Genomic DNA, 3,626 nt, shown 5'->3' with positions numbered 1-3,626 from the left:
TGCGGGCCGAGCTATCCGAGAACCGTGTGACCGTGCATCGGTCGCCCGCCCACGACGACGGTGCCTGGATCTCGCTGTGTTCGCCGGATTCTGGGCAACCGCTGCAGGCGATCACCACCGCCGTCGACCCACATCTTCTCGTACACGTCAGCGGGACCAGCACCGAGTGGACAGCTGAACTGGTCGAAACCGACGCCATCGCACCGGAATTGCCGGAAGTGCAGATAGCCAAGGTCAGCGGCGGGTCGACGTTTCGCTTCCAGCCGCGCAAATCGCTGCCACTGACAGTGGTGTAACCCTCAGCGCCCCAAGGCTTAGATAACAAGACCGTATCCACCACGTCTCGATCGTGGTTTACCTGGTCTCGATTCGGTCCAACCGCGGCTATCGTGAACGCTTGCCCGCGACCGCTATCGATGCGAGGTATGCACTGTATGTACGACCCGTTGGGGTTGTCGATCGGAACCACGAACTTGGTGGCGGTGCGTAACGGGAGCCCGCCCGTAACGCGCCGTTCGGTGTTGACGCTGTTTTCGCATCGCGCACCACAACTCGGTGAGCCTGTGCCGGACGCGGGTTCGACCGACCACGGCGCAGTGATCGGCGGCTTCGTCGAACGCGTCGGTGACTCACGTCCGTTGGTGTCCGCGGACGGCTCTACTCACGATCCTGCGCTGTTGTTGGTCGAAGCGCTGGATGCGATCATCTCAGCGGCCGGGGGCGACGCGGCGACGTCGGAGATCACGATCGCGCTTCCGGCCCACTGGGGTCCGGAATCCGTGCAGGCATTGCGGGCCGCGTTACGTACTCATGCGGGTTTTGTCCGCAGCGGCATGGCTCCGCGGCTGGTGTCGGATGCTGTTGCGGCGTTGACGGCGTTGAACTCCGAGGCGCGCCTGCCCAGCCACGGCGTGGTGGGCCTGTTGGATTTCGGTGGCGGCGGAACCAACATCACGTTGGTCGACGCCGCGTCGGACTTCCTCCCGATCGGTGAAACACTGCGCTACTCAGCGTTTTCCGGAGACCTGCTCGACCAGGATCTTTTGGCCCACGTCTTGGCGGATATCGGGCACATCGCCGAGGCCGATCCCGCCGGCACCGCTGCCGTCGGCCAACTCGCCGACTTGCGCGATGCGTGCCGTAGCGCCAAGGAACAGTTGTCGACCGAGACGGCGACCGAACTGGTAGTCGAGCTTCCGGGGCGGCGCACCGTCGTCGCCGTGACGCGTGCCCAGCTGGAGAATCTCATCGAGGCCCGGCTGAGCGGTGTGCTCTCCGCATTCGACGAGACGTTGTCCCGTCACAAGATTGGCCGCGGGGAACTCGCGGCGGTAGCGATGGCCGGTGGCGGCGCCAGCATCCCTCTTGTCGCTCAACGTCTTTCGTCGCATACGGAGGCATCGGTCGTGACGGCGGTGCGGCCCGCGCTGGCGATGGCGGTCGGGGCGGTGATGCTGTCGTCGCGCGAGCCGGGCGAGCAAGAAGTGGACGAGGCCCAGACGTCGACGGCGATGGCCCCGGTGGCCAGCGCAACTACCGGCAGTTTCGCCGCGAATACCGGCGGTTTCGCCGCGCACAGCGGGGCGTTCGACGCGCCCACCGGTGACTTCGGAATTCCCGCCGGTGATGTGCTGGTCGAGGACCCGCCGGTGACCCGACACGAGCTGGCCTGGTCGGAAGCCGACGACGACGATGGACCGCTGGCCTACTTCGGCGAACCCTATGGCGACGACATCGGCGGTGCCCCGCCGTCGCAGTACCTCCTCACGCTGCAGCCGCCGCCCGACGACCGTCCTCGACGTGGGTACCGCCTGCCGCAGTTGCTGTTTGGCTTCGGCGCGTTGGTCGCAATGTTCGCGATCGGCGGGGTGGCGTATTCGTTGACCAGCGCCACCGGACACCATGCGCCGCCGGCGCCCAGCAGCGTCGCGCCTCCGCCGAAATTCCCCAACACGCAGCCGCCGTCGCCCAGCCCAGCACCGCCACCGCCGCCCAGCGCCGCGCCGACACCCAGTGCTGCGCCGCCGCCACCACCGACCAGCGCCGAACCACCTCCTCCACCGCCGGTCACCACGACGCATCAGCCACCGCCGAGCACCACCACGCATCAGCCGACGACGACCACGACGACCACCACCACGACGACCACCACCACGACGACGCCGCCGCCCACCACCACGACGACCACGACGACAACGGTGCCGATGACGACGGAGTACCTGAGAATCCCCTTGGTGCCGGTGCCCATCCCGATCCAGGTCCCGCAGGGTTAAGCGCAGGTCCGCGGCGGCCTCAGCGATTAGGCCGGTCAGGCCGATTTCGGTTCACCGTCTAGCTTGCCGGGTAGGGTGGAACTGCCAGGCCTGGCGAGGTGATGCCGTGGTGTCGTCGTCTCGACCACACAGAATTTCATGAGACTCCGGCACATTTCGGGAGTGACGACGACCCAAACGGTGTGCTCCTCGGCCCAGATTCTGGCCAGCGAAGAGTTTTGGAGGAGCAGTGGACATCGTTCTCGGCGTGTCGATGGCGCCCACGACGGTCCGCATGGTGCTGGTCGAAGGCGAAAACGCCGACGGGGTCACCGTCGAGGAAGACAGCTTCGAAGTTGGCGGCGCCGACAATAGCGCCGCTTTCAGCGCGCCCGAGCAGGTGATCGGCGCGATCCTCGGCACCCGTCAAGCGGCCGCCGAAGGGGGCCACCGGCTGATGTCGACCGGGGTGACCTGGACCGAACCCCACGAAGTGGGTGCGCTGCGCGACGCGCTTGCCGTTCGGGAGACCCGCAACGTCATGCTGGTGTCTCCGCTGCTGGCGGCGGCCGCCCTGACTCAGACCGTCGGTCAGGCGGTCGGCTACGAGTACATCGCGCTGGTGTTCGCTGAGTCGGACAGCGCGACGGTGGCCGTGGTGGAAGTCACCGACGGTTCGATCGTCGATCTGCAGCGGCAGCAGATCCGGTGTGTACAGCCCAGCCCCGCGGGGATTTCCGCGCTCGCCAAGATGATCGGGCGCCTGGAGGGTCTGGAGTCGCGCCCGGGCGGCGTGTTCGTCGTCGGCTGCGGCGTGGACATCGTGCCGGTCAAGCAGGGCTTGGAAGAGTTGGTCTCGCTGCCGGTAAGCGCGCCGGAAGAGCCGGATATGGCGCTGGCGCGGGGCGCGGCGTTGGCGTCGGCGAACGCACCGCTGTTCGCGTCGTCGACCGCGGCGCTGGCCTACGCGCAAGATCCCGGAACCGGTGAGGTGAACCGCGACGTCATCGCACCGGCCTACCTGGACGTTTCGGCCAATGCCAGCGTGGGCCCCGACGCCCTCGCATACAGCGCCGTCGCCGATGAGGACGACGACAGCAGCCCGCGGCGTCGGCCGTTCCTGCTGGTCGGTAGCGGAGCGGCGGCCATAGTGGCCATCGGTGTTGTGGCGGTGGTGGTTTCGCTGGCCAGCGATGTGCGGCCGTCAGTCGGTCAACGGCCAAACCCCGACGGCAAAGGCGTCGTCCCGACCGCGCCGGCGACTGGCGGACCGGCGGGTTGACGACTTGCTGCGGCTGCTGGCGCACCACGGGCGCCGGTTCGGGGATGGTCTCCGGCGCCGGCGAAGGGGCGGCCGGCGGGGGGGGGGGGGGC

At 67.8% G+C, this 3,626-nt stretch carries 2 protein-coding genes and 1 pseudogene; all 3 read left to right on the top strand.

The annotated features are described in order from the left end of the window. Nucleotides 1-296, top strand: a pseudogene (locus A5707_RS10070) (hypothetical protein); the annotation flags it as partial. Between the two features lie 138 nt (nucleotides 297-434). Then, nucleotides 435-2,273 carry an Hsp70 family protein gene (locus tag A5707_RS10065; RefSeq protein ID WP_065014356.1) on the top strand — a complete coding sequence of 613 codons (1,839 nt, stop codon included), beginning with the start codon at nucleotides 435-437 and terminating at the stop codon, nucleotides 2,271-2,273. A 229-nt stretch (nucleotides 2,274-2,502) separates the two neighbouring features. Next, nucleotides 2,503-3,534 carry a DUF7159 family protein gene (locus A5707_RS10060; RefSeq protein ID WP_065014355.1) on the top strand — a complete coding sequence of 344 codons (1,032 nt, stop codon included), beginning with the start codon at nucleotides 2,503-2,505 and terminating at the stop codon, nucleotides 3,532-3,534. Nucleotides 3,535-3,626 lie beyond the last annotated feature (92 nt).

It is taken from the genome of Mycobacterium kyorinense, assembly GCF_001672775.1.
Classification (GTDB): Bacteria; Actinomycetota; Actinomycetes; order Mycobacteriales; family Mycobacteriaceae; genus Mycobacterium; species Mycobacterium kyorinense_A.
The sequence above is the reverse complement of the archived record's forward strand: the minus strand, read 5'-3'. Positions and strand labels throughout refer to the sequence as shown.

Coding starts and splice junctions, on each gene's coding strand:
- A5707_RS10065 (WP_065014356.1), top strand. CDS start 435: ATGTACGACCCGTTGGGGTTGTCGATCGGAACCACGAACTTGGTGGCG.